The sequence below is a fragment of the Mycobacterium canetti CIPT 140010059 genome (assembly GCF_000253375.1).
GTDB lineage: Bacteria > Actinomycetota > Actinomycetes > Mycobacteriales > Mycobacteriaceae > Mycobacterium > Mycobacterium tuberculosis.
This window is the reverse complement of the sequence record NC_015848.1, coordinates 3,757,643-3,783,465: the sequence shown is the minus strand read 5'-3', so window position 1 is coordinate 3,783,465 and position 25,823 is coordinate 3,757,643. Positions and strand designations below refer to the sequence as shown.

Below are 25,823 nucleotides of genomic sequence, written 5' to 3'. Positions count from 1 at the left end.
GAGTAGGTGATCGGCGGCCCGACCGCGAGGAGCCGCGCTGTGACTGGCGGGACGAAAGTTACAGATGAAGATATTTGCGTCCGGTGTCGGTGAGCACGCTGCGCAGGATGGTTTCGATGGTGTCGAACTCGGGCTGTCCGCTAATCAGCGGGGGAGCCACCTGGACGACGGGGTCCCCGCGGTCGTCGGTGCGGCAGTACAGCCCGGCCTCAAAGAGCGCCGCGGATACCTGGCCTAGCAGTCGTGCGCGTTCGTCATCGGTGAAGGTTTGCTTGGTCGCCTGGTCTTTGACCAGTTCGATGCCGAAGAAATACCCGTCGCCGCGGATGTCGCCGACGATGGGCAGGTCGTACAGTTTCTCCAGGGTGGCCCGCAGCGCGGGGGAATTCCGCTTGACGTGATCGCTGAGACCCTCGCGCTCGAAGATGTCGAGGTTGGCCAGGCCGACGGCCGCCGACACCGGATGACCGCCAAACGTGTAGCCGTGTGCGAACATCGTCTCGCCGTCGTTGAACGGTTCGAACAACCGGTCGCTGGCGATCATCGCGCCCAGCGGCGAGTAGCCCGACGTCAGGCCCTTGGCGCAGGTGATCATGTCGGGCACGTAGCCGAGGTCTTCACAGGCGAACATCGACCCGATCCGGCCGAACGCACAGATCACCTCGTCGGAGACCAGCAGCACGTCGTAGCGGTCACAGATCTCGCGGACCCGTTCGAAATAACCCGGCGGCGCCGGGATGCAGCCGCCCGCGTTCTGCACCGGCTCCAAAAACACCGCGGCCACGGTGTCGGGGCCTTCGAACTCGATGGCCTCGGCGATCCGGTCAGCAGCCCATCGCCCGAACTCTTTGAGGTCGGTGTGCAACGGTGCTCGGTAGAAATTGGTGTTGGGCACCCGGAAGCCGCCCGGCGTCAGCGGTTCGAATGGCGCCTTGAACAATGGCAGGCCGGTGATCGCCAGCGCGCCCTGGGTGGTGCCGTGGTAGGCGATCGAGCGTGAAATGACCTTGTGTTTGCCCGGTTTGCCGGTGAGCTTGAAGTACTGCTTGGCTACCTTCCAGGCGGTTTCGACGGCCTCGGTGCCGCCGCTGGTGAAAAACACCCGGTTTAGGTCCCCGGGCGCGTAGCGGGCCAGGCGCTCGGCGAGCTCGATCGCCGGCGGGGTGGCATACCCCCAGAGCGGGAAATACCCCAGCGTGCCGGCTTGCCGCGCGGCCGCCTCGGCGAGTTCGGCCCGGCCGTGACCGACCTGCACCACGAACAGCCCGGACAAGGCGTCCAGATAGCTCTTGCCGCGGTCGTCGAAGATGGTGACGCCGTCGCCGCGGACGATGACCGGGTGTTGGATGCCGGCACCGTGCCGGGCGAAGTGCAACCAAAGGTTTCGTGTCGTCGTGTTGGCGAGCGCAGCGCTAGGCTCGGGCAATGACCTCGATGGAGGTTTCCGAATTCGAGGCACTGCGACAGCATCTCATGTCGGTCGCCTACAGGCTGACCGGCACGGTCGCCGATGCTGAGGACATCGTGCAGGAGGCCTGGCTGCGCTGGGACTCACAGGACACCGTGATCGCCGACCCGCGGGCCTGGCTGACCACCGTGGTGAGCCGGCTGGGTCTGGACAAGTTGCGGTCGGCGGCGCACCGGCGGGAGACCTACACCGGCACCTGGCTGCCCGAACCGGTGGTCACCGGCTTGGACGCGACCGATCCGTTGGCCGCCGTGGTGGCCGCCGAGGACGCCAGGTTCGCGGCCATGGTGGTGCTGGAGCGGCTGCGCCCTGATCAGCGGGTCGCGTTCGTGCTGCACGACGGGTTCGCCGTGCCGTTTGCCGAAGTGGCCGAGGTGCTGGGAACCAGCGAGGCCGCCGCGCGCCAGCTGGCGTCGCGGGCCCGCAAGGCCGTCACGGCGCAGCCCGCCCTGATATCGGGGGATCCGGATCCGGCCCACAACGAGGTGGTCGGCCGGCTGATGGCCGCCATGGCCGCTGGTGACCTGGACACGGTGGTGTCGCTGCTGCATCCCGACGTGACGTTTACCGGCGATTCGAATGGCAAGGCGCCCACCGCGGTACGGGCCGTCCGCGGATCCGACAAGGTGGTCCGGTTCATACTCGGGCTGGTCCAGCGTTACGGCCCGGGGCTCTTCGGCGCGAATCAGCTGGCGCTGGTCAACGGAGAGCTCGGCGCCTACACGGCGGGCTTACCCGGGGTCGACGGGTATCGGGCGATGGCGCCGCGGATCACCGCGATAACCGTGCGCGACGGAAAGGTGTGCGCGCTGTGGGATATCGCCAATCCCGACAAGTTCACCGGCTCTCCGCTGAAGGAACGTCGGGCGCAGCCCACGGGACGCGGCAGGCATCACCGGAATTGAAGCCTTGCTCGGTGATGCCCAGCGCCGAATTCATCCGGGCTCGCATGTTCTCCACGCCGATCTGGTAAGTCAGCTCGATCACGCCGGCCTCGCCGAAGCGGGCCCGCAGGTCGGCCACCTGCTCGTCGGTCACCGAATGCGGGTCTGCGGTCATCGCCTCGGCGTAGGCGATGGCGGCGCGTTCGTCGTCGCTGAATTTCGATGAGGTGGCGTAATTGTCGATGTCCGTGAGCCTGTCCACGTCCAGCCCGTCCAGGCGCTGCAGCATGGCTCCGAAGTCCACGCACCACGAGCAGCCGATGCTGCGGGCGGTCCAAAACACCGCCAGCTCACGGACGCTGGGCGGTAGCTTCCGCGACGCTCGCTGCAGCAGGGCTTCGTGCACCACATTGGCGATCAGCAGCCGCCGATGATGTGCGGTGACCGTGAACGGCTCGGGAACTTCGCCGAAGCGCCGCTTGGCGATCCGATACATTGCGCGGATCAACAGGCCGGCTCGCTTGGGAGGTAGGGGCTGGATGCGGGTTTTCTGTGTCATATCCGTTAGACGAGGTGGCTCGCCGAGGTGTGACGAGCAATAGCTCCTATGTCAAGCGGCCGCGGGTTGGGTGTGTTCGGAGCTGGGCTGGTGGACGGTGCGCAGGGCCTGGAAGACGGTGCGGGCTAGGCGGCGTTTGAGGCAGCGTAGTGCTGCGCGTTTGGTTTTCCCGGCGTCTTGCAGCCTTTGGTAGTAGGCCTGGCCCCGGCTGTCGGTCATCCGGATTTGGGTCAGTGCGATGCGGTGTAGGGCGGCGTTGAGCTGGCGGTTGCCCGAGCGGCTGAGCCGCATCTGGCCGGCGGTGTTGCCCGACCACACCGGGATGGGAGCCACTGCGGCATGGCAGGCGAAGGCGGCTTCGCTTTTGAACCGGGTCACTCCGGCGGCTTCGCCGACGATTTTGGTTGCAGTCAGCTCCGCGCAGCCAGGGATTTCCAGCAGTGCGGGGGCGACCTGGTGGACTCGGGCGCTGATGCGCTGGGCCAGGGTGTTGATCTCGCCGGTGAGCCGGATGATGTCGGTCAGCTCGGCGCGCGCGAGTTCGGCGACCAATCCTGGCTGGGTGTCCAGCCAGGTCCGCAGGGCCTGCTGGTGCTTGGCGGCATCGAGCGAGCGTGCTGCCGGTGCCCGCTCGGGATCGAGTTCATGGACGAGCCAGCGCAACCGGTTGATCGCCGACGTGCGTTGGGCCACAAGGACATCTCGACGGTCAGTCAACAACTTCAACTCCCGCGACGTCTCGTCGTGGGTGGCCAGGGGTAGGTCGGTTTCACGCATCACCGCCCGCGCCACCGCCAGCGCATCGATCGGATCCGACTTGCCCCGACTGCGCGCCGACTTGCGGGTCTGGGCCATCAGCTTGGTGGGTACCCGCACCACCTGCTGGCCGGCCGCCAGTAGGTCACGCTCCAGACGCGCCGACATGTTGCGGCAGTCCTCGATGCCCCAGATCAGCTCGAGGCCGAACTGTTCACGGGCCCACATGATGGCTGTGGCGTGCCCGGCCGTGGTGGCCTTGACGGTCTTCTCACCGAGTTGGCGACCCACTTCGTCGGTGGCCACAAAGGTGTGGCTGTACTTGTGCGCATCGGTTCCAACAACAACCATGGTGGTTGCCTCTTGAACCGCCCCGGCATGTCCGGAGACTCCAGTTCTTGGAAAGGATGGGGTCATGTCAGGTGGTTCATCGAGGAGGTACCCGCCGGAGCTGCGTGAGCGGGCGGTGCGGATGGTCGCAGAGATCCGCGGTCAGCACGATTCGGAGTGGGCAGCGATCAGTGAGGTCGCCCGTCTACTTGGTGTTGGCTGCGCGGAGACGGTGCGTAAGTGGGTGCGCCAGGCGCAGGTCGATGCCGGCGCACGGCCCGGGACCACGACCGAAGAATCCGCTGAGCTGAAGCGCTTGCGGCGGGACAACGCCGAATTGCGAAGGGCGAACGCGATTTTAAAGACCGCGTCGGCTTTCTTCGCGGCCGAGCTCGACCGGCCAGCACGCTAATTACCCGGTTCATCGCCGATCATCAGGGCCACCGCGAGGGCCCCGATGGTTTGCGGTGGGGTGTCGAGTCGATCTGCACACAGCTGACCGAGCTGGGTGTGCCGATCGCCCCATCGACCTACTACGACCACATCAACCGGGAGCCCAGCCGCCGCGAGCTGCGCGATGGCGAACTCAAGGAGCACATCAGCCGCGTCCACGCCGCCAACTACGGTGTTTACGGTGCCCGCAAAGTGTGGCTAACCCTGAACCGTGAGGGCATCGAGGTGGCCAGATGCACCGTCGAACGGCTGATGACCAAACTCGGCCTGTCCGGGACCACCCGCGGCAAAGCCCGCAGGACCACGATCGCTGATCCGGCCACAGCCCGTCCCGCCGATCTCGTCCAGCGCCGCTTCGGACCACCAGCACCTAACCGGCTGTGGGTAGCAGACCTCACCTATGTGTCGACCTGGGCAGGGTTCGCCTACGTGGCCTTTGTCACCGACGCCTACGCTCGCAGGATCCTGGGCTGGCGGGTCGCTTCCACGATGGCCACCTCCATGGTCCTCGACGCGATCGAGCAAGCCATCTGGACCCGCCAACAAGAAGGCGTACTCGACCTGAAAGACGTTATCCACCATACGGATAGGGGATCTCAGTACACATCGATCCGGTTCAGCGAGCGGCTCGCCGAGGCAGGCATCCAACCGTCGGTCGGAGCGGTCGGAAGCTCCTATGACAATGCACTAGCCGAGACGATCAACGGCCTATACAAGACCGAGCTGATCAAACCCGGCAAGCCCTGGCGGTCCAGACGCAAAGGGCCCCCATTTCGTGCCGAAATGGGGTGCTTTTGCGTCTGCTCGGCCCCGGTCCAAGAAGTTGCCAAGAATTCGCTGAGGGGTGTGCCGGAGTCTGTGGTCATGTCGTATTCGTATTTCGTTGAGCTTCCCAGGCTCGAGGACATCGAGCCTGGCGCGCACACCGACGTTCTGATTGCGAACTCACGGGTGGACCAGGGGCGTATCCGCACAGCGGTGGAGGCGGTCTTCGACGCCCATCCGGCCCTTGGCACCGTATTCGAGCCGCGCGTTGACACCTTGACTTCTCGCCCGGGCGGCGGCGGGTGGGGCTGGGGAGTGGAACCCCCGGGAGCCGCCGTCGCGGAGGTGATCGCACGGCACAGCGCGAGCTTCGATATGTACACCGGCAGGTTGTTCGCGGTTTCTCTGCTCCCCGGAAGTCCCGACCGGCTAGTACTTACCGCCAGCCGCCTCTGCGTGGACGATGCCTCGTGGCAGACCGTGGTCGAAGACCTGGTGAGGCAATACGACGAGAATGTGCTGGTGCCAGCACGGTAGGCATCCTGGTGTCCGCGGCGGGTCGGCGAGCCGGCCTGCCCACCGAAGGGTAGGCGCGGGTGGGCGCAGAACCGGGGATGGGCAAACCCGCCGGCTAACGGCCCGATTCGTGCGGTATGACCTCGAACGTGAGTTCATGGTCGCCGATGCGAATGTGGTCGCCGTCGTTGAGGGTGGCTGTGGTCGCGATGCGCCGCCCACGCACGTAGACGCCGTTGACCGATCGCAGGTCGGTGATCATGAAGCTTTCACCGGTGTTGACGATAACGGCATGGTAGGGACTGACTTTGCCGTCCGGCAGCACCATGTCGTTACTTTTGCTACGCCCGATACGAAGGGGCAACCGGCCAAGTGGAGACCGGTGCCCCGCGGCGTCGCGTATTGCGGCGCGCGGCGAACGGTCGGTCATGCCGGGAGAGTGTTCGAGGGCCCTGATGATATCTCCTGCGGCAGCCTGGACGACGACTCGCGTGTCCAGTGCTTGTTGGCGCAGCACTTGCTCGTATAGCGTGCGTACCTTGGGTCCCGGGTCGACGCCGAGGTCTTCGGCCAGGCTGGTCTTTAATCGCCGGTAGGCGTCCAGGGCATCGGATTGACGTTCCGAGACATAGTATGCGGCGATGAGTTGCCGCCACAGGGCCTCGTGATAAGGATGCTCCAGGATCAGCTCCTCGAGCTCGCTGATCACTGAATCGGCACGCCCGCAGGCGATTTCAGCCTCCGCGAGAGCTGTGTGGGCGATGATTTTGTCTTCAACCAATGAGTTGGCCAAGCGGGTGACAAAGCTGAATTCACGCAGATCGTCCAGGACCGGGCCGCGCCACTCGGCCAGCGCGGCCGACAAATGGTCACTGGCCTGTTCGAAAGAACCGGCAGCGGCGGCGCGCAGCCCGGCCGACCTTTGGCTGATAAAACGTGCCACATCATATTGGTTATCGGCAACGGCGAGTCGATACCCTGGCGGTGCGCTAGCCAAGATGCTGTGCGAATCCGCCCCCGTGGTGCTTACCAACCGACGCAAATTCGAGACATACGTATACACGGTCGCTCGTGATCCCTCCGGCCGGTCCTGCTCCCAAGCCGCGTCGATCAACGAGTCGATCCCAACCGGGCGATTACGATGAATGATCAGCGTCGCCAAGACCGCACGTTGCTTCGGTGTGCCCAACGGTAGACTGCGGAAACCTGCGCTTATCTCTAGCGGTCCGAGAATACCGAACCGGAGTTCGTTTCGGGCCATCACAATCCTCGTCGGTCGCGGGTCCGTTTGATGAGCGATTCACCGGGCGCCAGGGCCTGATGGGGAAAGCTCGAATTCGAAGAATACCGGCTCCGCCGACATGACGGGTGTCAAGTGTGACCGATTTGGAACGTGGCGGTGACCGATTGCGGTCGCACCCGCAACGCCTACCATGACGCCGTGCGGCGACCTCCGGCCCGGTGCTCGACACCGAACCGGAGCTACCTGGCTTCTCGACATCACTGTCGGGAATTCGGGTCACCGTCGTGGATGAACGGCCAACGGGTGGCCGTTGCCTTGCCGGACCCACATGCGCCGCCGAATCCGGTCGTGCGCCGTGCGCATTGAGATTCCATTGAGGCCGGTGTTGAACAGTAATGAACGTGAACCCCGGAAAGCGCCCGAATGAGAAGGAGGCATGTGGTGCCAGTGTGCACGCGAAACGTGTTGCGATGGTCTTCGCGGGCGCCATCGCCGCGGCCAGCCCCCGATAACGCCCGATGTCCTAGATCCCTGCGGGGATGCCTGGCGTCGCCCATCGCCGTCGGTGGCCTTGTCGGCGGAGCTATCCAATGACTCGGGTTTTTCATCCAGCATTGTCCGGACCGGAACAGTCGCGCTATCAGATCACGGATGTCGCCTCGGTGAGCCGGTCCGGCTTGTGCATCAATGAATCCCCCATCAGGGACCGCTGTGGTCGCACCATGGGTGATCTGCGGCTTTCTGTGATCGATCAGTGCAACCTCCGCTGCCGCTACTGCATGCCCGAGGCCGAGTACGCCTGGTTGCCGCGGGCGGATCTGCTGTCTGTGGACGAAATCAGCCTGATCGTCGATGCATTTATCGCTGTCGGTGTCGATAAAATTCGGCTCACCGGTGGAGAACCGCTGATCCGCTCGGATCTGGCGGCAATCATTGAGGTTATAAGCGCGAAAGTTGGCGATGGCAGCGGTTTACAGGATTTGGCGATCACAACTAATGGCGTGCTGCTCGCGGACCAGGCCAGAAAGTTAAAATCGGCGGGCATGCGGCGCATCACCATTAGTCTTGATACGTTGCGGCCGGACCGGTTCAAAGCAATCAGCCAGCGCGGGACCCACTATAAAGTTATCGAAGGCATTGAGGCGGTTGCGGCGGCGGGCTTCACCGATACGAAGCTTGATTCCGTGGTGATACGTGGCTTCAACGATGATGAGTTGTCCGATCTGATCGAATTCGCTCGCAACGTCAATGCCGAGGTGAGATTCATTGAATACATGGACGTCGGCGGTGCGACGCAATGGTCGATGGACAAGGTCTTCACGAAAGCGCAGATGCTGTCAACTCTCGAGAAGAAATACGGTCCCATCGCGGCCTTGCCGAAGTACGATTCCGCGCCCGCGAACCGCTACAGATTGCCGGACGGAACAACATTCGGCATCATTGCTTCGACCACCGAGCCATTCTGTGCAACCTGTGACAGGTCGCGACTGACCGCCGATGGCATCTGGCTACATTGCCTTTACGCCCTGTCCGGCATCAATTTGCGGGAATCCGTGCGTGCGGGAGCGTCCGCCAATGACGTTGTGCAGATTCTGCAGCGTGGCTGGCGGGACCGCGCGAACCGTGGGGCAGAACAACGCTTGGCCCAACGAACGCGACAGGTCTTTCTTCCGGTGTCCCGCTTGAAACGCGACCCACATCTGGAGATGCACACCAGAGGCGGATAATTCCGGCCGGTCTGGTGCCCATGCCCGCATGCGCGCACTCGCTGGGCGACCAGGTGCGACATCCACCATCAACCCAACCAAGTCCAGGAGGGAACCATGGCACACGGCAACGTCAGTCGATGTGAGGAGTCAAGCCTTCACGACGTGTGCTGCGGCAGGCTGTCGGCTCTCACCGACAGGGAGCTGTCCGAGAGGTTGACGGCACTGCCCGGGTGGGAGCTCGTCGATGGAAAGCTCCGCCACACATTTGGGTTTGGGAGCTTCGATCAATCCATGAAATTTGTGGCGAAGATCGCCGCCATCGCCGACAAATTCAATCATCACCCCGATATCTGTGTCCATAACAAGCGGTCGGTGCGGTTGACTTGTTGGACGCGCCAGATGCACTGTTTGACTCGCGTCGACTTCGACCTCGCCGAGGCTTTCAGCGCAGTGCACGATGAGCAATGCAGCCAGCAGGTGGCACGGTGAACGACCACGATGGGGTGCTTACCCACCTTGATGAACAAGGCGCCGCCCGAATGGTCGATGTGTCGGCGAAGGCGGTGACCTTGCGGCGAGCGCGGGCATCCGGGGCCGTCCTGATGAAACCGTCGACCCTGGACATGATCTGTCACGGCACCGCGGCAAAGGGCGATGTCATAGCGACCGCACGGATAGCCGGCATTATGGCGGCCAAACGGACCGGTGAGCTTATCCCGCTGTGTCACCCGCTGGGGATCGAGGCGGTCACCGTCACGCTCGAGCCGCAGGGTGCGGACCGGCTCTCGATTGCGGCGACGGTGACCACGGTGGCACGTACGGGTGTGGAGATGGAGGCGTTGACCGCCGTTACGGTGACAGCGCTCACGGTTTACGACATGTGCAAAGCAGTCGACCGTGCCATGACGATCACGGATATCAGATTGGACGAAAAAAGCGGTGGCCGATCGGGTCATTACCGGCGGCACGACGCGGACGTCAAACCCAGCGATGGTGGCTCCACCGAGGATGGATGTTGAATGATTACTGTCAATGTGCTCTACTTTGGCGCGGTTCGCGAAGCGTGCAAGGTCGCTCACGAGAAGATCTCACTCGAAAGCGGCACCACAGTCGACGGCTTAGTCGACCAATTGCAAATCGACTATCCGCCCCTTGCTGATTTTCGCAAGCGAGTGCGGATGGCCGTTAACGAATCCATAGCGCCGACATCAACGATTCTCGACGATGGCGACACGGTGGCGTTCATACCGCAGGTTGCCGGGGGCTCCGATGTCTACTGCCGGCTCACCGATGAGCCGCTGAGCGTCGATGAAGTGCTCAACGCGATATCTGGACCTTCCCAGGGCGGCGCCGTCATCTTCGTGGGAACCGTGCGTAACAACAACAACGGCCACGAAGTGACCAAGTTGTACTACGAGGCCTATCCGGCCATGGTGCACCGCACGCTGATGGACATCATCGAAGAGTGTGAACGACAGGCCGACGGTGTGCGAGTTGCCGTGGCACACCGGACCGGTGAATTGCGCATCGGTGATGCGGCGGTTGTCATCGGTGCTTCGGCTCCTCACCGCGCGGCCGCGTTCGACGCCGCTCGCATGTGCATCGAGCGGCTCAAACAGGATGTGCCGATATGGAAGAAGGAGTTCGCACTCGACGGTGTTGAGTGGGTGGCCAATCGGCCATGAGCGTGCAGACGGATCCGGCGCTGCGGGAGCACCCGAACCGCGTCGACTGGAACGCGCGATACGAACGCGCGGGTTCGGCGCACGCGCCGTTTGCCCCGGTGCCTTGGCTCGCCGATGTCCTCAGAGCAGGCGTTCCGGACGGTCCCGTTCTGGAGTTAGCCAGCGGTCGATCGGGTACCGCACTGGCGTTGGCCGCCCACGGCCGCCAGGTCACCGCAATCGATGTGTCCGATGTCGCGCTGCTGCAGCTGGAAAGCGAGGCCGTGCGTCGAGGCGTGGCCGATCGGCTCAACCTCGTGCAGGCCGACCTGGGCTGCTGGGAACCCGGCGAGACGCGTTTCGCGCTGGTGCTCAGCAGGCTCTTTTGGGATGCGGCGATATTTCACCGCGCCTGTGAGGCGGTGATGCCAGGCGGCGTATTGGCATGGGAGTCGCTGGCTCTCAGTGGCGCCGAGGCGGGCACAGCCAGCGCGAAGCGACGTGTCAAGCCGGGAGAGCCGGCGTGTCTGCTTCCTGCCGATTTCACCGTTGTACACGAGGGGCAGGGTAGCTGCGACTCGGCGCCGTCGCGGATCATGATCGCGCGGCGCTCACCGTTGCCAGGGGCATAGACGGTGGTCGTCGGCCCCTACCTCGCGCGGGAGTGCACCCCACGAAGGAGATTCTCAATGCCGCAAGCGCTGGCCATCCTGTAGACGCGTTGCGCCCAGATTGGTGCGGTAGCATCTGATGCATGCGCACCACGTTATCCATCGACGACGATGTATTGCTGGCCGTGAAGGAACGGGCACGCAGGGAGAAGCGCACCGCGGGTGAAATCCTGTCGGATCTGGCCCGGCAAGCGTTAACCAACCAGAATCCCCAGCCTGCGGCGAGCCAGGAGGACGCCTTTCATGGCTTCGAACCCCTGCCTCATCGCGGTGGAGCGGTATCGAACGCGCTGATCGATCGGCTTCGTGACGAGGAGGCCGTGTGATCGATGCGAGCGCTGTTGGACGTCAACGTGCTACTGGCGCTGCTGGACCGCGATCACGTCGACCACGAGCGCGCCCGAGCGTGGATCACCGGGCAGATCGAGCGGGGATGGGCTTCCTGTGCGATCACCCAAAACGGGTTCGTCCGCGTCATCAGCCAACCGCGCTATCCCAGCCCGATCTCGGTAGCCCATGCCATCGACTTGTTGGCTCGTGCGACGCACACGCGCTATCACGAGTTCTGGTCCTGCACCGTCAGCATTCTCGACTCGAAGGTCATCGATCGTTCCCGCCTGCACAGCCCCAAACAGGTCACCGACGCGTACTTGCTGGCCCTCGCGGTCGCTCATGATGGCCGGTTTGTCACCTTCGATCAGGCTATTGCGTTGACTGCGGTTCCTGGCGCAACCAAACAGCACCTGGCAACGCTGTAGACCCGGCTGCGCGAGCAGACGCAAAATCGCCCAAAACCACTGGTTTTCGGGCGATTTTGCGTCTGCTCGCGCAAGCCCTCAGCGGGTGAACATCAGCGCGCGCTTGACCTCCTGGATCGCCTTGGTCACCTCAATGCCCCGTGGGCAGGATTCGGTGCAGTTGAACGTGGTGCGGCAGCGCCACACCCCGTCGACCTCGTTGAGGATGTCGAGGCGCTCGGCGGCGGCCTCGTCGCGGCTGTCGAAGATGAAGCGGTGCGCGTTGACGATCGCCGCCGGGCCGAAGTAGCTGCCCTCGTGCCAGAACACCGGGCAGCTGGTGGTGCAGCACGCGCACAGGATGCACTTGGTGGTGTCGTCGTAGCGGGCGCGGTCGGTCGGGCTCTGGATCCGTTCGCGGGTGGGCGGGTTGCCGCTGGTGATCAGGTACGGTTTGATCGCCCGGTAGGCGTCGAAGAACGGCTCCATGTCGACCACCAGGTCCTTTTCCACCGGTAGCCCGCGGATCGGCTCGACCGTGACGGTCAACGATTTGCCCTTCTTCTTCGGCAGCAGGTCACGCATCAGCACCTTGCAGGCCAGCCGGTTCACCCCGTTGATGCGCATGGCATCAGAGCCGCACACCCCATGGGCGCAGGATCGCCGGAAGGTGAGCGTGCCGTCGAGGTAGCCCTTGATGTAGATGAGCAGGTTGAGCAGCCGATCGCTGGGCAAACAGGGCACCCGGAAGCTCTGCCAGCCGCCGGTGGCCGCGAACGCGTCGGGGTCGTCGGGGTTGAACCGGGCGATCTTGACGGTCACCATCACCGCGCCGTCCGGTACCGGCGGTAGGGGCGGATCCAAAGTTTCGACGTCCGGCTCGACGCTCATTAGTACTTCCGTTCCTTGGGTTCGTAACGGGTCTGCACGACGGGTTTGAAATCAAGGCGGACATCGCTGCGCAGCTCGGGGCCCTCCTTATCGGCCCCAATTTCCTTGTAGGCCATGGTGTGTCGCATGTAGTTGACGTCGTCGCGGTTGGGATAGTCCTCGCGGGCGTGACCGCCGCGGGACTCCTTGCGATTCAAAGCGCCGACCACCGTGACCTCGGCCAGCTCCAGTAAAAATCCCAGCTCGATGGCTTCCAGCAGGTCGGTGTTGAAGCGTTTCCCCTTGTCGTGCACCGTGATTCGGGAGTAGCGGTCCTTGAGCGCGTGGATGTCGGTGAGCGCCTGCTTCAGGGTCTCCTCGGTGCGGAACACCGCGGCGTTGTTGTCCATCGACTGCTGCAGCGCCCCGCGAATGTCGGCGACCCGCTCGTTTCCGTGTTCGGACAGGATGTCGCTGACCCAGCCCACCACCATGGCCTCCGGGTTGGGCGGCATGTCGACAAAGTCGTGACCCTGCGCATAACTGGCGGCGGCGATGCCGGCCCGACGACCGAAGACGTTGATATCCAACAGCGAGTTGGTGCCCAGCCGGTTGGCGCCATGCACCGACACGCACGCGCACTCGCCGGCCGCATACAGGCCCGGGACAACGCTGGTGTTGTCCCGCAGCACCTGCCCGGTGACTGTGGTCGGGATGCCGCCCATCAGGTAGTGGCACGTCGGGTAGACCGGCACCAGCTCGGTGACCGGATCCACGCCCAGGTAGGTGCGGGCGAACTCGGTGATGTCGGGCAGCTTGGCCTCGAGCACTTCCTCGCCCAGGTGGCGGACGTCGATGTAGACGTAGTCCTTTAGCGGTCCGGCGCCGCGTCCCTCCAGCACTTCCAGCACCATCGAACGGGCGACGATGTCGCGGGGCGCTAGGTCGACGATCGTCGGGGCGTAGCGCTCCATGAAACGCTCACCTTCCCCGTTGAGCAGCCGGCCGCCTTCGCCGCGCACCGCTTCGGAGATTAAGATGCCCAGACCGGCCAGGCCGGTAGGGTGAAACTGGTGAAACTCCATGTCCTCCAAGGGAAGTCCCTTGCGGAACACGATGCCGATGCCGTCGCCGGTCAGGGTGTGTGCGTTGGACGTGGTCTTATACATGCGGCCCGAGCCGCCGGTCGCGATCACGACGGCCTTGGCGTGAAAGACATGGATGTCACCGGTCGCTAGCTCGTAGGCGATCACCCCGGTGGCCACCGGGCCCGACGGCGTTTGAGTCAAAGCCAAATCCAGCGCGTAAAACTCGTTGAAGAACTCGACGTCGTGCTTGACGCAGTTCTGATACAGCGTCTGCAGAATCATGTGGCCGGTGCGATCGGCCGCGTAGCAGGCCCGGCGCACCGGGGCCTTGCCGTGGTCGCGGGTGTGCCCGCCGAAGCGGCGCTGGTCGATGCGGCCCTCGGGGGTGCGGTTGAACGGCATCCCCATCTTCTCCAGGTCGAGCACCGCGTCGATGGCTTCCTTGCACATGATCTCCACGGCGTCCTGGTCGGCGAGATAGTCGCCGCCCTTGACGGTGTCGAACGTGTGCCACTCCCAGTTGTCGTCCTCGACGTTGGCCAGCGCGGCGCACATGCCGCCCTGGGCCGCGCCGGTGTGGCTGCGGGTGGGATACAGCTTGGTCAGCACCACGGTACGCACCCGCGGACCCGCCTCGACCGCGGCGCGCATCCCGGCACCGCCCGCGCCGACGATCACCACGTCGTATCGGTGTTGGCAGATCAACGCCGCCGCCGACGATGCAGTGGGGGCACCCCCAGCCGCGAAGCGACGAGGGGGCCGCAGCGATGAGGTGGGGGTACCGCCCGCTTGCGGGGGAGAGGTGGCGTGATCATGTGCTCCTTCCGGGCCTTTCAGGAGATGTTCGGGTCGAATGTCACTATCACGTAGGTTCCCAGCATCAGGGTGAACAGCATGGACAACACCAGCAACGAGTTCAGCCAGAATCGGGTGGTGCCTTTGCGGCTGTAGTCGTCAATGATGGTGCGCAGACCGTTGCCGCCGTGCAGCTGCGCCAGCCACAACAACAGCAGATCCCAGGTCTGCCAGAACGGCGACGCCCAGCGTTGGGCAACGAAGTTGAAGTCCAGGCGATACACGCCGTTGTCCCACATCAGCATGATGAACAGGTGCCCGATCGCCAGGAACACCAACACAACACCGGAAAACCGCATGAACAGCCAGGCGAATTTCTCGAAGTTGGGCATGCCGGCACGCCGCCGTGGTGATCGTGGGTTGTCCAGGCTGGCTGGACGGTCATGGCTGCGCTGTCTGACCGGGGCGCTCATCGGAAGTGCTCCCACATGTGGATGCCCACCACCACGCCTGCCGGAACCATCAGCAAGAGGAAGACGCTGCCGATGATCCACAACATCAGCCGCTGATAGCGCGGGCCTTCCGACCAGAAATCGATCAAGATGACCCGAATCCCGTTCAGTGCGTGAAAAAGGACCGCGGCGACTAGGCCGTACTCCATCAGGCCGACGATCGGGGTCTTGTAGGTCGCCAGCACCGCGTTGTAGGTCTGCGGGCTCACCCGCAGCATGGCGGCGTCCAGGACATGGACAAACAGGAAGAAGAAAATCGTCGCGCCGCTGATGCGATGGCATACCCACGACCACATACCGGGATCTCCCCGATACAGGGTCCGAGGTGGCCGCCGCCCGCGCGAGACGGTTGTCGCCGTTGTATTCACCGCTGGCAAACCCCTTAAAAGCACTATCGAACAGCTAGAGCCGGGCAATCGAGCTTAACTTGGCCAGGTTGCCCGCGGTGTCGAACAGTCCGATCGGGATCGTGTGTGGATCCGGGGTTAGGCTGGCTTTTCTTAGTCGGCCCATCGACGAGCGGGGTTGCCGAATGCCTGATGTCGATTGGAATATGCTGCGGGGCAATGCAACCCAGGCAGCAGCCGGAGCCTATGTGCCGTATTCGCGGTTTGCGGTGGGTGCGGCCGCACTGGTCGACGATGGTCGCGTGGTGACCGGATGCAACGTGGAAAACGTCTCGTATGGCTTGACTTTGTGCGCCGAATGTGCGGTGGTGTGCGCCCTGCATTCGACCGGCGGCGGCCGGCTGCTCGCGCTGGCCTGCGTCGACGGCCATGGATCCGTGCTGATGCCGTGCGGGCGATGCCGTCAGGTGCTGCTCGAACACGGGGGTTCCGAGCTACTGATCGACCATCCGGTGCGACCCCGCCGGCTCGGCGACCTGCTGCCCGACGCCTTCGGCCTCGACGACCTCCCCCGGGAACGCCGGTGACCGACTTCGCATTCGACGCCCCGACCGTCATCCGCACCAAACGTGACGGCGGCCGGTTGTCCGACGCCGCCATCGACTGGGTCGTCAAGGCCTATACCGACGGCCGGGTCGCCGACGAACAGATGTCGGCGCTGCTGATGGCGATCGTTTGGCGGGGCATGGACCGCGGCGAGATCGCCAGATGGACGGCGGCCATGCTGGCCTCGGGTGCCCGGCTGGATTTCACCGATCTGCCACTAGCGACCGTGGACAAGCATTCCACCGGCGGGGTAGGTGACAAAATCACGCTGCCATTGGTGCCCGTCGTCGCCGCCTGCGGTGGCGCAGTGCCCCAGGCGTCGGGCCGCGGACTCGGCCACACCGGCGGCACCCTGGACAAGCTGGAATCCATCACCGGGTTCACCGCGAATCTGTCCAACCAGCGGGTGCGCGAGCAGCTTTGCGACGTCGGCGCCGCGATCTTCGCCGCCGGCCAGCTGGCGCCAGCCGATGCCAAGCTGTATGCGCTGCGCGACATTACCGGCACCGTCGAATCGCTGCCGTTGATCGCCAGTTCGATTATGAGCAAGAAGCTGGCTGAGGGTGCGGGTGCACTGGTGCTCGACGTCAAGGTTGGTTCCGGGGCCTTCATGAGGTCGCCAGTGCAGGCGCGCGAACTTGCGCACACCATGGTCGAACTGGGCGCGGCGCATGGCGTGCCCACCCGTGCCCTGCTGACGGAGATGAACTGCCCGCTGGGTCGAACCGTCGGCAATGCGCTCGAGGTGGCCGAGGCGCTGGAGGTGCTGGCCGGCGGCGGACCGCCCGACGTGGTGGAGCTGACGTTGCGGCTGGCCGGCGAGATGCTCGAGCTTGCCGGGATCCACGGCCGGGACCCGGCCCAGACGCTGCGGGACGGCACCGCAATGGACCGGTTTCGCCGGTTGGTTGCCGCGCAGGGAGGTGACTTGTCGAAACCGTTGCCGATCGGTTCGCATTCGGAAACCGTCACGGCGGGCGCGAGCGGCACAATGGGCGACATCGATGCGATGGCAGTGGGGTTAGCGGCATGGCGACTCGGTGCGGGCAGGTCCCGCCCGGGCGCACGCGTACAGCACGGTGCGGGGGTGCGGATTCATCGCCGCCCGGGGGAGCCGGTTGTGGTCGGTGAGCCGTTGTTCACCCTCTACACGAATGCTCCCGAGCGCTTTGGTGCGGCGCGAGCCGAGCTGGCCGGCGGTTGGAGTATCCGGGACAGTCCGCCGCGCGTGCGGCCGCTAATCGTCGATCGGATCGTCTGATGACCGCTGCGCCGACCCTGCAGACGATCAGGCTAGCCCCCAAGGCGTTGCTGCACGATCACCTCGACGGCGGGCTGCGGCCGGCCACCGTGCTGGACATTGCCGGGCAGGTCGGATACGACGACCTGCCGGCAACTGACGTCGACGCGCTGGCAAGTTGGTTTCGCACCCAGTCGCACAGCGGCTCGCTGGAGCGCTACCTGGAACCGTTTTCGCACACGGTGGCGGTGATGCAGACTCCCGAGGCCTTGTATCGGGTCGCCTTCGAATGCGCGCAAGACCTGGCCGCCGATTCGGTGGTCTATGCCGAGGTGCGGTTCGCGCCGGAGCTGCACATCAGCTGCGGGCTGTCGTTCGACGACGTCGTCGACACCGTTCTGACGGGCTTCGCCGCCGGCGAGAAGGCGTGTGCCGCCGATGGTCAACCCATCACCGTCCGCTGTCTGGTCACCGCGATGCGGCACGCCGCAATGTCCCGGGAGATCGCAGAGTTGGCGATCCGGTTCCGGGACAAGGGAGTTGTCGGATTCGACATCGCCGGCGCGGAGGCCGGCCACCCGCCAACCCGGCACTTGGATGCATTCGAGTACATGCGTGATCACAACGCGCGCTTCACGATTCATGCCGGTGAGGCGTTCGGGTTGCCGTCCATCCACGAGGCGATCGCCTTCTGCGGTGCCGACCGGCTGGGTCACGGGGTGCGGATCGTCGACGACATCGACGTGGATGCCGACGGCGGTTTCCAGTTGGGTCGGCTGGCAGCTATCCTGCGGGACAAGCGAATTCCGCTGGAGCTGTGCCCCAGCTCCAACGTGCAGACCGGCGCGGTCTCAAGCATCGCCGAGCATCCGTTCGACCTACTGGCTCGGGCCCGGTTCCGGGTGACCGTCAATACCGACAACCGGCTGATGAGCGACACCTCGATGAGCCTCGAAATGCATCGTTTGGTAGAGGCTTTCGGTTATGGCTGGAGCGACCTGGCGCGCTTCACCGTCAATGCGATGAAATCCGCGTTCATTCCGTTCGACCAGCGGCTGGCGATAATCGACGAAGTGATCAAGCCGCGGTTCGCGGCGCTCATGGGTCACAGCGAGTAATCAGCAAGTTCTCTGGTATATCGCACCTAGCGTCCAGTTGCTTGCCAGATCGCTTTCGTACCGTCATCGCATGTACCGGTTCGCGTGCCGCACGCTCATGCTGGCGGCGTGCATCCTGGCCACGGGTGTGGCGGGTCTCGGGGTCGGCGCGCAGTCCGCAGCCCAAACCGCGCCGGTGCCCGACTACTACTGGTGCCCGGGGCAGCCTTTCGACCCCGCATGGGGGCCCAACTGGGATCCCTACACCTGCCATGACGACTTCCACCGCGACAGCGACGGCCCCGACCACAGCCGCGACTACCCCGGACCCATCCTCGAAGGTCCCGTGCTTGACGATCCCGGTGCTGCGCCGCCGCCCCCGGCTGCCGGTGGCGGCGCATAGCGCTCGTTGACCGGGCCGCATCAGCGAATACGCGTATAAACCCGGGCGTGCCCCCGGCAAGCTACGACCCCCGGCGGGGCAGATTTACGCTCCCGTGCCGATGGATCGCGCCGTCCGATGACAGAAAATAGGCGACGGCTTTGGCAACCGCTTGCAGGACGCTTGAAGGGAACCTGTCATGAACGGCGACAGCGCCTCCACCATCGACATCGACAAGGCTGTTACCCGCACACCCGTTCGCCGGATCGTGCGTTCAGCGCTGGATCGGCTGTGGTTGCGGCAGTCCCAGCCTAGGCGCTATCGGTTCCTCGAGGACTCGTGCATGGCACGCGCACTGAATCGACTCTGATCGGCATACCATCGCTGGTGTGCTCTTGACCGGGCCACCGCCATCGCTGCCCGAGCGCATTCGCACCGACGAGGCGGATGTGCTCATGCTGCCCGACAGGCGGGCGCTTGCCTACCTGGAATGGGGTGATAGCACCGGCTACCCAGCGTTCTACTTCCACGGCACGCCAAGTTCGCGGCTCGAGGGGGCCTTCGCCGATGGTGCCGCGCGGCGCACCGGCTTCCGACTGATAGCGATTGATCGGCCCGGGTACGGGCGCTCCACCTTTCAAGCGGGACGCAATTTTCGCGATTGGCCCGCGTGTCAAGGGACATGGGGAACTGCCCAGTGGCGGTCATGAGAACTGCCCGCTGGCGGCCACGAGATCTGCCTGCTGGCGGCCACCAGACGTGGCTGGGGGTTAGGTCAAGGCGTTCACCCCCTTGCCGGCCATGGCTTGGGTAAGTCGGATGCTGTCGCCACTGGTCTGGCAGACGTGGGCGTGGTGCAGGAGCCGGTCGACGGTGGCGGTGGCCAGTGTCTTGGGCATCAACTCGTCGAATCCTGCCGGGTGAAGATTGCTTGATAGTGCGATGGAGCGTTTCTCGTAAGCGGCGTCGACAAGCCGGTAGAGCCCTTCGGCGGCGTCGGTGCCGACCGGCAGCAGGCCGATGTCATCAACCGCGACCAGATCGGCACGCAGGATACGGCTGATGGCTTTGGTGACGGTGTCGTCGGCGCGGTGCCGGCGCACCAGGGCGCCGAGTTGTTCGAGGCTAAACCACGCGACGTGGAGCCCGGTTTCGACGGCTTGTTGGCCGAGGGCTTCGAGCAGGAACGTCTTGCCGGTGCCCGACGGCCCGCAGACCACCAGGTTTTCGCGTCGGTGGATCCATTCCAGGGTGCGCAACGCGGCCTGGGTGGGTGCGGGGATGGACGACAGTGCGGGGTCCCACGCGGCGAAGGTCTTACCGGTGGGAAAACCGGCCCGCGTGCGGCGGATGGCCAGCGCGGAGCGGTCTCGCCCGTTGACCTCTTCGGTCAGAAGCGCTTTGAGCACCTCGGCAGGGTCCCAGCGTTGCGCCTTGGCGGTGGCCAGCAGCTCGGGTGCGGCGTTGCGGATGTAAGGCAGCCGCATCCGCTTGAGCAGCCGCATCAGCTCGTCGTCTAGCGGTGGTGGTGGCGGTGTTGTTGTGCTCATGGCTGGCTCCGGTCCCCGTCGAGCAGCGCGGCGATGCGCTGCGCGATGTGGGTGGCCAACCCTGCGGTCTTGTCGACGCCGCGGTAGCTGCTGAAGAACCGGTCGAAGTCGGCGTGGGTGTGCTCGTCAGCGTCGGCGAGCCAGCTGGCGAGCTCGCCGATCAGCCACGCCCACTGGAACAGTTCTGCGGCGGCCACGCCGACCAGTTGGTCGGGATCGTCGGCGCCGCAGGTGTTGAGCAGGATCGATGTGGTCTTAAAGGAGATGTCGAGGTAGGCCATCGTTAGTTGGCCTCCTGCTCACCGAGCTTCGCCCAGCCACCGGTGCCTTGGGCCAGGCTGTTGTACTCGCCCGCGTGGGCGGGCTGCGAGGCGCTGTGGTGGTCGGGGTCGCCGGCCTGATGGGCCACGATGGCGGCCAGATCGCCGTGGCCGAACCGGCCCGCGGTCGCGGCTTGGCCCAAGGCGCGGTCCACGCTGCCCCGATCGTGCAGTGCGGCCAAATCGACCGCCCCGGCCATCTTGGCCCGAATCCGCGAGCATCCCGCGGCGGCGGCCTCGGTCAACCACAATGCTGCCCCGTCACCGAGAGCCAAAAACTGCGCCTCAGCAACAGTTTTCGCGCGTGGTGTTCGGCCCAGCGGCCCCTTGGGCCGGGGTGGGAAATGCGCGTCATCCACCCGCGGGTTACCCGGCGTGGTGCGCTGGTGGCGGGCGACTTCGACTGGGCCGGCATGGCCGAGGTGCACGACCACTACCTGCTGGTCGTGGGCCCGCACCCACACCGTCTGCCCGCACAAGGTGTGCGGCACCGAATACGACCCGTGCTCAAAGGTGATCATCGCGGTGTTGGGCGGCACCGTGCGGGTCACCCCGAACGCCGCGGTGTAGGGATGGGCGGGTAACGGGTGTAACCGGGCGCGTTCCTCGGCCAGCATCTCCGCCGGGATGCGCCGCGTGACCCGATGCGGGCGATTGTTGACCTGCTGGCAAAACGTCGCGCACGCCGCTTGCAGCTCGGCGAAACTGTGGTATTCCGGTAGCAGGTTGGCCTCACAGGGCACCAGATCGGCCTTGGCGATCTTGACCGCGTTTTCCGAGCCGCCCTTGCTGGCCGGATCGGCCGGCACGCAGGTGGCGATCGTGAGCCCGTAATGGCGGGCGAAGTCCAGCATCTTGGCGTTGCGCACCGGTATCCCCGCGACATGCTCGCTGGTCACGGTCTTCTCGTTATCGGTCAACGCGTAGGTGGGCACCCCACCGAAGACGCGTAGCGTTGTATCGATCGCGGCCATCACCGATGGCAGTGTCTTATCCAAAAGCGCCAGCACCACCCTAAACCGGCACCACGCCAGCCACGCGCAAAACAATTGCGTGCCAACACCTCTCACGCGCGGGCCATCCCCGAAGTCGTACTGAAACCACATCCCCGGCTCGGTGATCCACGGACGGTGCACCCGCCGTCGCCCCGCCCGATACGCTGCCTTGACCTCGGCGACCGCCCGCCGTGTCGTACGCTGCGAACCCGCATACCCCAACGCGACCAGCTTCTCGTGGGCGACATCGCCGCGGACCTTGCCCCGCGAGCGGTCGACCCACTCCTCGAGCTTGTCCAGATACGGATCCACCAGCATCTCCCGCCGCGCCGCGCGCCCGGGCGTCAACTCGCCCCGCTCCCGCGCGGCCACATACTCGGCGACCGTGTGATGCGAGCACCCCGCCAGTTCCGCCGCATCACGCAACGAACCGGTCAAATCGTAGGCTTCCAGAATTTCCATGATCTCCTCGGCAGACTTCACTTCACCCCTCCTCGGGAGCTGAACAACGGTTGGCACCGTTCAGCGCACCCGAGGAGGGGCCCCCGCACCTCGCAGGCACGCGGGACGAACAAATCAACTGGGCAGATCTCGTGACCGCCAGCGGGCAGTTTTCATGACCGCCAGCGGGCACTTATATGGCCATCACTGGGCAGTCTGACGTGGCCGCCGACACCCGCGGACGTGTGTGCCCTGGCTGACGCGTTCGAGCTGGAGGAGTTCGGGGTGGTCGGGCACTCGGGCGCGGGACCGCACCTATTCGCCTGCGGTGCCGTCATCCCGCGGACCCGACTAGCGTTCGTCGGCGCGCTCGGACCATGGGGTCCACTGGCGACGCCGGATATCATGCGCAGCCTCAACGCGGCCGATCGGTGCTACGCGCGGTTGGCGCGAAGCGGGCCGCGGCTATTCGGTGCGTTGTTTGCCCCGCTCGGCTGGTGCGGGAAATACACGCCCGGGCTGTTTTCTACGTTGTTGGCGGCTGCGGTCCCCGCGGCCGACAAGCACCTGCTGAGCGACGAACGCTTCGGCCGCCACCTGCGCGCCATCCAGCTCGAAGCGTTCCGACAGGGCAGCCGCGGCGCAGCCTATGAATCATTTCTGCAATTTCGGCCGTGGGGTTTCGACCTCGCCGAGGTGGCCGTGCCTACCCATATCTGGCTGGGTGATCGTGACTCCTTCGTGCCACGCGCCATGGGCGAGTACCTGCAGCGCGCGATTCCGCACGTTGATTTGCACTGGGCGCACGGCAAGGGCCATTTCAACATCGAAGACTGGGATGCGATCCTCGCCGCGTGTGCCCTGGACATCGGCAAGCGCCGCGGCGGCTAGCCTTCGCCGGCTGACGGTGCCTATTCGCGCCTGAGCCGCGACTCCACGAACCTTTCCAATTTCTCCCATTCACGGACAGCCGCCGCATACGGGGTCGTGGGTTTGCCGACCGAGTCGGGGTCCAACACATAGGCCACCAGCTGGCCCAGCGGGCGGGTTGTCTCGAGTGCCTTGTCGACTGCGCTGTCCTCGGAGTAGTCGCCGATATCGCGGAGCAGCTCGACGGCCAGGTCGAGCTGCTCACGGTCCACCGCGTCCGGCCCGTCGGCAAAATCGTCGGCCAGCCCACTGAGCACGTAGACGTTGTCGTCGGTAACGGCAACCGCCAGCGAGCCGTCGGTGGCGGCCGTGCGGATGTCGTCGTAGGTGCTCAGGTCCGACAAGTCGTGGTCGTGCTCATCGGCAAGATAGCGGGCCAATGCCCGCTCGGAGCCAAACACACTGATCCGACCATTGCGGCCCAGGAAGATCGGTCGATCATCCAGGTAACAGCGAAGCGTGTAGAAGGTGGCGGTGCCCGTCATGATCTGGATCGGGTCGATGCCCACCTGCAACCAGAAGTCCCGATCGCCGCCCAGTACGACACTGTCACCGGGTGCGTCGGCTTCCTCGTCGTCGGACTCGGCCGCCTCCTGCGTGTCCTGCGTGGCCTCCACCTCCGCCGCCACTTCCTCGGCGCCCTCGGGCTCCTCCGCCAACTCCTCGGCGACCTTTTCCGACAGCTCAGCGTCGACCTCGGGGGTGCTGATGATCTCGTCGATGGCCGCGAGCACGTCGTCCCAGCTGCGTCCGATGACCTCGGCAATCGAATTCCAGCGTTTATGGCCGGCTTTTCCGGTGAAGTGTTCGAGCCCGCCGGAAACCGTGCCCAGGATGGGATTGCCGTTGAAGAACTTCGACACTGCCGCCAGTTCGCACACCGATCCGATGGCGGATACGATCGCCAATGAGGCGGCCAGCGCGGCCACTGACTCCGCCGTCGGCTTCTCAGCCAGCAGTTCCTCGACGACGACCAGGTCGAACTGATTGTCTTCGGCCGGATTGAGGTTGTGCGCGTGGGCTCCGGTCAGGTCTTGCCATGCCGGGTGGTCGACCAGGTCGTTCTCGGTGTCGGTGCGCACGAACGCGACCAGGTCAGAGACGCTCTCGAAGCCATACAGGTCGTCGTCTTTGCCCAGGAACGCCTCCCACTCGTCGCCGGCATCCCGCCAGCGAGGAGCCCACAGCGTGTAGCGGTCACCAGCGGACAGGCTCAAGCGGATGGGTACGAGGTCAGCAACCATGCGGCACAGAATAGCGACGGCGGCTAGTCGCCCCAAATATCGGTTATTGGCGGAGCATTGGTCGCATAACCCGTCTTGGGCACTCCGTAGATCTGCTCCAATGTGGACAGCACGTTGTAGTGGCTGATGGTCTCGTTGTAAGTTCCGGGCCGCACGTGCGCGCCGTAGAACACCGTCGGGATCTGATTGCGGCTGCTGCCGTCGTCTTCGTCCCAGGTCACAACGAGCAGGCTGTTGTTTGTCTTGGCCCAGTTGGCATATGCCGACAGGTGGCGGTTCAGCCAGGCGTCGCCTTGGGCGATCGAGCCGTCGTGCATGTCGTTGTCGGCGTTAGGGATGACAAACGACACCGTCGGCAGGCCGGGGTAATTCTGCGGCTGCGGAAATGCCGAAAACGGCACCGACAGTGTCGCCGGCACGTTACTGAAGTTGACCCACGGCACGTGTTTGCGTGCGTATTTGCCCGCACTGCACACCGTGGAGCCGACCGCAGGCAAGTCTTCGGCGAACCCCATGAATGTGTAACCGGCGCTGAGCAACTCAGAACCCAGGTTGGGCAGCGCGCCGCCGTTGACCGGGCAGGTGTTCTTCGTCAACCCGAATGTGTTGCCAGCGAACAGTGCCAGGTAGTTCGGTTCGCTCGGGTGTGTTTCGGCGAACGCCTGGGCCATCATCGCGCCGTTGGCGGCCAGCGAATTGATGAAGGGAGCCGACTTGTTACCGATGATGGCGGCCTGCGAGCGGTTCTCCTCCACCACGATGACCACGTGCGCGAAGGTCGGCAGGGCACTTGCTGCCAGACCCACTTGTGGGACAGCGCCGACCCATGAGGCCAGCAACGATGCTGCCAGGACACCGATCACCGCCAAGGCACGGTATACCCTGGTCAGGGGCCGGCTGAGAGCCTGGATTCCGCGGAGCATGCCGGGAGTATATGGACGGGGTTGACCGGTCGCGCGGATGGACGCACCCGTATCAGCCCCCTTTTAGGGGACCGAGCCACGATTGTTATATAGGGTCAAACGCCGTGCAGGTCCATGTCGTTGACCACCCACTGGCCGCGGCCCGACTGACCACGCTGCGTGACGAACGCACCGACAACGCCGGCTTCCGGGCAGCGCTGCGCGAGCTCACGCTGCTGTTGATCTATGAGGCCACCCGCGATGCGCCCTGCGAGCCAGTCCCGATCCGTACGCCGCTGGCCGAGACGGTCGGGTCGCGGCTAACCAAGCCACCCCTGCTGGTTCCTGTGTTGCGGGCGGGGTTGGGGATGGTCGACGAGGCGCATGCCGCCTTGCCGGAGGCGCACGTTGGCTTTGTCGGTGTCGCCCGCGACGAGCAAACCCACCAGCCGGTGCCGTATCTGGACTCGCTGCCCGACGACCTGACGGATGTACCGGTCATGGTGCTTGACCCGATGGTGGCCACCGGCGGGTCGATGACGCACACCCTCGGTCTGCTGATCTCGCGCGGTGCAGCGGATATCACGGTGCTGTGTGTGGTTGCGGCGCCAGAAGGAATCGCGGCGCTGCAGAAGGCTGCGCCAAACGTGCGGTTGTTCACTGCGGCCATCGACGAAGGGCTCAACGAGGTCGCCTACATTGTGCCCGGTCTCGGCGATGCCGGCGATCGCCAGTTCGGCCCGCGCTGA

The 25,823-nt window shown here is 64.8% G+C and carries 26 protein-coding genes and 4 pseudogenes; 18 read left to right on the top strand and 12 right to left on the bottom strand.

Translation table 11 applies throughout. The annotated features are described in order from the left end of the window. Positions 1–58: 58 nt before the first annotated feature. Positions 59–1,426: an aspartate aminotransferase family protein gene (locus tag MCAN_RS17670; protein ID WP_080603738.1), complete on the bottom strand. Its 1,368-nt coding sequence runs from the start codon at positions 1,424–1,426 to the stop codon at positions 59–61. Between the two features lie 8 nt (positions 1,427–1,434). Here MCAN_RS17670 and sigJ point away from each other — a divergent pair, with 8 nt between their 5' ends. After that, positions 1,435–2,373, top strand: a complete 939-nt coding sequence (sigJ, locus tag MCAN_RS17665; RefSeq protein WP_003417413.1) for a sigma-70 family RNA polymerase sigma factor SigJ — start codon at positions 1,435–1,437, stop codon at positions 2,371–2,373. Here the strand turns inward: sigJ and MCAN_RS23725 are convergent. Then, positions 2,306–4,018: pseudogene (locus MCAN_RS23725) on the bottom strand (IS110 family RNA-guided transposase). The gene sigJ and the pseudogene MCAN_RS23725 sit on opposite strands and share 68 nt — an antisense overlap. A 64-nt stretch (positions 4,019–4,082) precedes the next feature. Here MCAN_RS23725 and MCAN_RS22220 point away from each other — a divergent pair. After that, positions 4,083–5,203 (top strand): annotated as a pseudogene (locus tag MCAN_RS22220) (IS3-like element IS6110/IS987 family transposase); the annotation flags it as partial. A gap of 111 nt (positions 5,204–5,314) precedes the next feature. Next, positions 5,315–5,752, top strand: a complete 438-nt coding sequence (locus tag MCAN_RS23995; RefSeq protein ID WP_015288514.1) for a condensation domain-containing protein — start codon at positions 5,315–5,317, stop codon at positions 5,750–5,752. A gap of 94 nt (positions 5,753–5,846) precedes the next feature. Here the strand turns inward: MCAN_RS23995 and MCAN_RS17635 are convergent, their stop codons facing one another. After that, positions 5,847–6,992, bottom strand: coding sequence for a BTAD domain-containing putative transcriptional regulator (locus tag MCAN_RS17635; protein ID WP_003417299.1), 1,146 nt, complete (start codon positions 6,990–6,992; stop codon positions 5,847–5,849). A gap of 572 nt (positions 6,993–7,564) precedes the next feature. Between MCAN_RS17635 and moaA the strand changes: the two genes are divergently transcribed. From moaA to MCAN_RS17595, 7 genes are all read left to right on the top strand, one after another. Continuing rightward, positions 7,565–8,701 (top strand): GTP 3',8-cyclase MoaA, encoded by a 1,137-nt coding sequence (gene moaA, locus MCAN_RS17625; RefSeq protein ID WP_041180153.1) that lies wholly within the window; start codon positions 7,565–7,567, stop codon positions 8,699–8,701. A gap of 96 nt (positions 8,702–8,797) precedes the next feature. Next, entirely contained in the window at positions 8,798–9,172 is a 375-nt protein-coding gene (locus tag MCAN_RS17620; protein WP_003417295.1) for a 4a-hydroxytetrahydrobiopterin dehydratase, read from the top strand. Further along, complete coding sequence (gene moaC / locus MCAN_RS17615; protein WP_003417293.1) at positions 9,169–9,702, top strand: cyclic pyranopterin monophosphate synthase MoaC; 534 nt, start codon at positions 9,169–9,171, stop codon at positions 9,700–9,702. Before MCAN_RS17620 ends, moaC begins: the two co-directional genes overlap by 4 nt. Next, positions 9,703–10,368, top strand: coding sequence for a molybdopterin converting factor subunit 1 (moaD, locus tag MCAN_RS17610; protein ID WP_014001685.1), 666 nt, complete (start codon positions 9,703–9,705; stop codon positions 10,366–10,368). Beyond that, positions 10,365–10,979 (top strand): methyltransferase domain-containing protein, encoded by a 615-nt coding sequence (locus MCAN_RS17605; RefSeq protein WP_014001684.1) that lies wholly within the window; start codon positions 10,365–10,367, stop codon positions 10,977–10,979. The genes moaD and MCAN_RS17605 overlap by 4 nt, the downstream gene beginning before the upstream one ends. 122 nt (positions 10,980–11,101) lie before the next feature. Further along, a complete protein-coding gene (locus MCAN_RS17600; protein WP_003417286.1) occupies positions 11,102–11,344 on the top strand; it encodes a ribbon-helix-helix domain-containing protein in 243 nt (80 codons plus the stop codon). A 3-nt stretch (positions 11,345–11,347) separates the two neighbouring features. After that, positions 11,348–11,776 carry a type II toxin-antitoxin system VapC family toxin gene (locus MCAN_RS17595; RefSeq protein WP_014001683.1) on the top strand — a complete coding sequence of 143 codons (429 nt, stop codon included), beginning with the start codon at positions 11,348–11,350 and terminating at the stop codon, positions 11,774–11,776. Between the two features lie 78 nt (positions 11,777–11,854). Here the strand turns inward: MCAN_RS17595 and MCAN_RS17590 are convergent, their stop codons facing one another. The 4 genes from MCAN_RS17590 to sdhC form a co-directional block, all read right to left on the bottom strand. Beyond that, positions 11,855–12,646 carry a succinate dehydrogenase iron-sulfur subunit gene (locus MCAN_RS17590; protein WP_003417279.1) on the bottom strand — a complete coding sequence of 264 codons (792 nt, stop codon included), beginning with the start codon at positions 12,644–12,646 and terminating at the stop codon, positions 11,855–11,857. Next, entirely contained in the window at positions 12,646–14,418 is a 1,773-nt protein-coding gene (gene sdhA, locus MCAN_RS17585; protein WP_014001682.1) for a succinate dehydrogenase flavoprotein subunit, read from the bottom strand. Before sdhA ends, MCAN_RS17590 begins: the two co-directional genes overlap by 1 nt. 128 nt (positions 14,419–14,546) lie before the next feature. Continuing rightward, complete coding sequence (locus MCAN_RS17580; RefSeq protein WP_014001681.1) at positions 14,547–14,981, bottom strand: succinate dehydrogenase hydrophobic membrane anchor subunit; 435 nt, start codon at positions 14,979–14,981, stop codon at positions 14,547–14,549. Then, positions 14,978–15,316: a succinate dehydrogenase, cytochrome b556 subunit gene (sdhC, locus tag MCAN_RS17575; protein WP_003417267.1), complete on the bottom strand. Its 339-nt coding sequence runs from the start codon at positions 15,314–15,316 to the stop codon at positions 14,978–14,980. Before sdhC ends, MCAN_RS17580 begins: the two co-directional genes overlap by 4 nt. A 236-nt stretch (positions 15,317–15,552) precedes the next feature. On the opposite strand from sdhC, the gene MCAN_RS17570 reads away from it, so the two are divergent. The 6 genes and pseudogenes from MCAN_RS17570 to MCAN_RS17550 all read left to right on the top strand — a co-directional run. Further along, a complete protein-coding gene (locus MCAN_RS17570; RefSeq protein ID WP_003417264.1) occupies positions 15,553–15,954 on the top strand; it encodes a cytidine deaminase in 402 nt (133 codons plus the stop codon). Beyond that, positions 15,951–17,234, top strand: a complete 1,284-nt coding sequence (locus MCAN_RS17565) for a thymidine phosphorylase (protein ID WP_014001680.1) — start codon at positions 15,951–15,953, stop codon at positions 17,232–17,234. The genes MCAN_RS17570 and MCAN_RS17565 overlap by 4 nt, the downstream gene beginning before the upstream one ends. Then, the gene (locus tag MCAN_RS17560; protein ID WP_014001679.1) at positions 17,234–18,331 is read left to right on the top strand and encodes an adenosine deaminase; all 1,098 of its coding nucleotides are present in this window, start codon (positions 17,234–17,236) and stop codon (positions 18,329–18,331) included. The genes MCAN_RS17565 and MCAN_RS17560 overlap by 1 nt, the downstream gene beginning before the upstream one ends. A gap of 70 nt (positions 18,332–18,401) precedes the next feature. After that, entirely contained in the window at positions 18,402–18,713 is a 312-nt protein-coding gene (gene mtp, locus MCAN_RS17555) for a pilin structural subunit Mtp (RefSeq protein ID WP_003417257.1), read from the top strand. Between the two features lie 178 nt (positions 18,714–18,891). Then, positions 18,892–19,062 (top strand): hypothetical protein, encoded by a 171-nt coding sequence (locus MCAN_RS21920; protein WP_003900015.1) that lies wholly within the window; start codon positions 18,892–18,894, stop codon positions 19,060–19,062. 25 nt (positions 19,063–19,087) lie between these two features. Next, positions 19,088–19,363 (top strand): annotated as a pseudogene (locus tag MCAN_RS17550) (alpha/beta fold hydrolase); the annotation flags it as partial. A gap of 99 nt (positions 19,364–19,462) precedes the next feature. On the opposite strand, the gene istB reads toward MCAN_RS17550, so the two are convergent. Genes istB through istA form a run of 3 tightly spaced genes read right to left on the bottom strand, consistent with a single transcriptional unit; the run spans position 19,463 to position 22,040 of the window. Then, on the bottom strand, positions 19,463–20,242 hold the full coding sequence (gene istB, locus MCAN_RS17545) for an IS21-like element helper ATPase IstB (protein WP_014000068.1): 780 nt from the start codon (positions 20,240–20,242) through the stop codon (positions 19,463–19,465). Further along, complete coding sequence (locus MCAN_RS17540) at positions 20,239–20,523, bottom strand: hypothetical protein (protein ID WP_014001192.1); 285 nt, start codon at positions 20,521–20,523, stop codon at positions 20,239–20,241. Before MCAN_RS17540 ends, istB begins: the two co-directional genes overlap by 4 nt. 2 nt (positions 20,524–20,525) lie before the next feature. After that, a complete protein-coding gene (gene istA / locus MCAN_RS17535) occupies positions 20,526–22,040 on the bottom strand; it encodes an IS21 family transposase (RefSeq protein WP_014000067.1) in 1,515 nt (504 codons plus the stop codon). A gap of 192 nt (positions 22,041–22,232) precedes the next feature. On the opposite strand from istA, the pseudogene MCAN_RS17530 reads away from it, so the two are divergent. Next, positions 22,233–22,889: pseudogene (locus tag MCAN_RS17530) on the top strand (alpha/beta fold hydrolase); the annotation flags it as partial. Positions 22,890–22,909: 20 nt separating this feature from the next. Here the strand turns inward: MCAN_RS17530 and satS are convergent. Both satS and sapM read right to left on the bottom strand, forming a co-directional pair. Next, positions 22,910–24,172, bottom strand: a complete 1,263-nt coding sequence (gene satS / locus MCAN_RS17525; protein WP_014001678.1) for a protein export chaperone SatS — start codon at positions 24,170–24,172, stop codon at positions 22,910–22,912. A 23-nt stretch (positions 24,173–24,195) separates the two neighbouring features. Next, positions 24,196–25,095 carry a phosphatidylinositol-3-phosphatase SapM gene (gene sapM / locus MCAN_RS17520; protein WP_014001677.1) on the bottom strand — a complete coding sequence of 300 codons (900 nt, stop codon included), beginning with the start codon at positions 25,093–25,095 and terminating at the stop codon, positions 24,196–24,198. Positions 25,096–25,199: 104 nt separating this feature from the next. Here sapM and upp point away from each other — a divergent pair, with 104 nt between their 5' ends. After that, entirely contained in the window at positions 25,200–25,823 is a 624-nt protein-coding gene (upp, locus tag MCAN_RS17515) for a uracil phosphoribosyltransferase (protein ID WP_003417245.1), read from the top strand.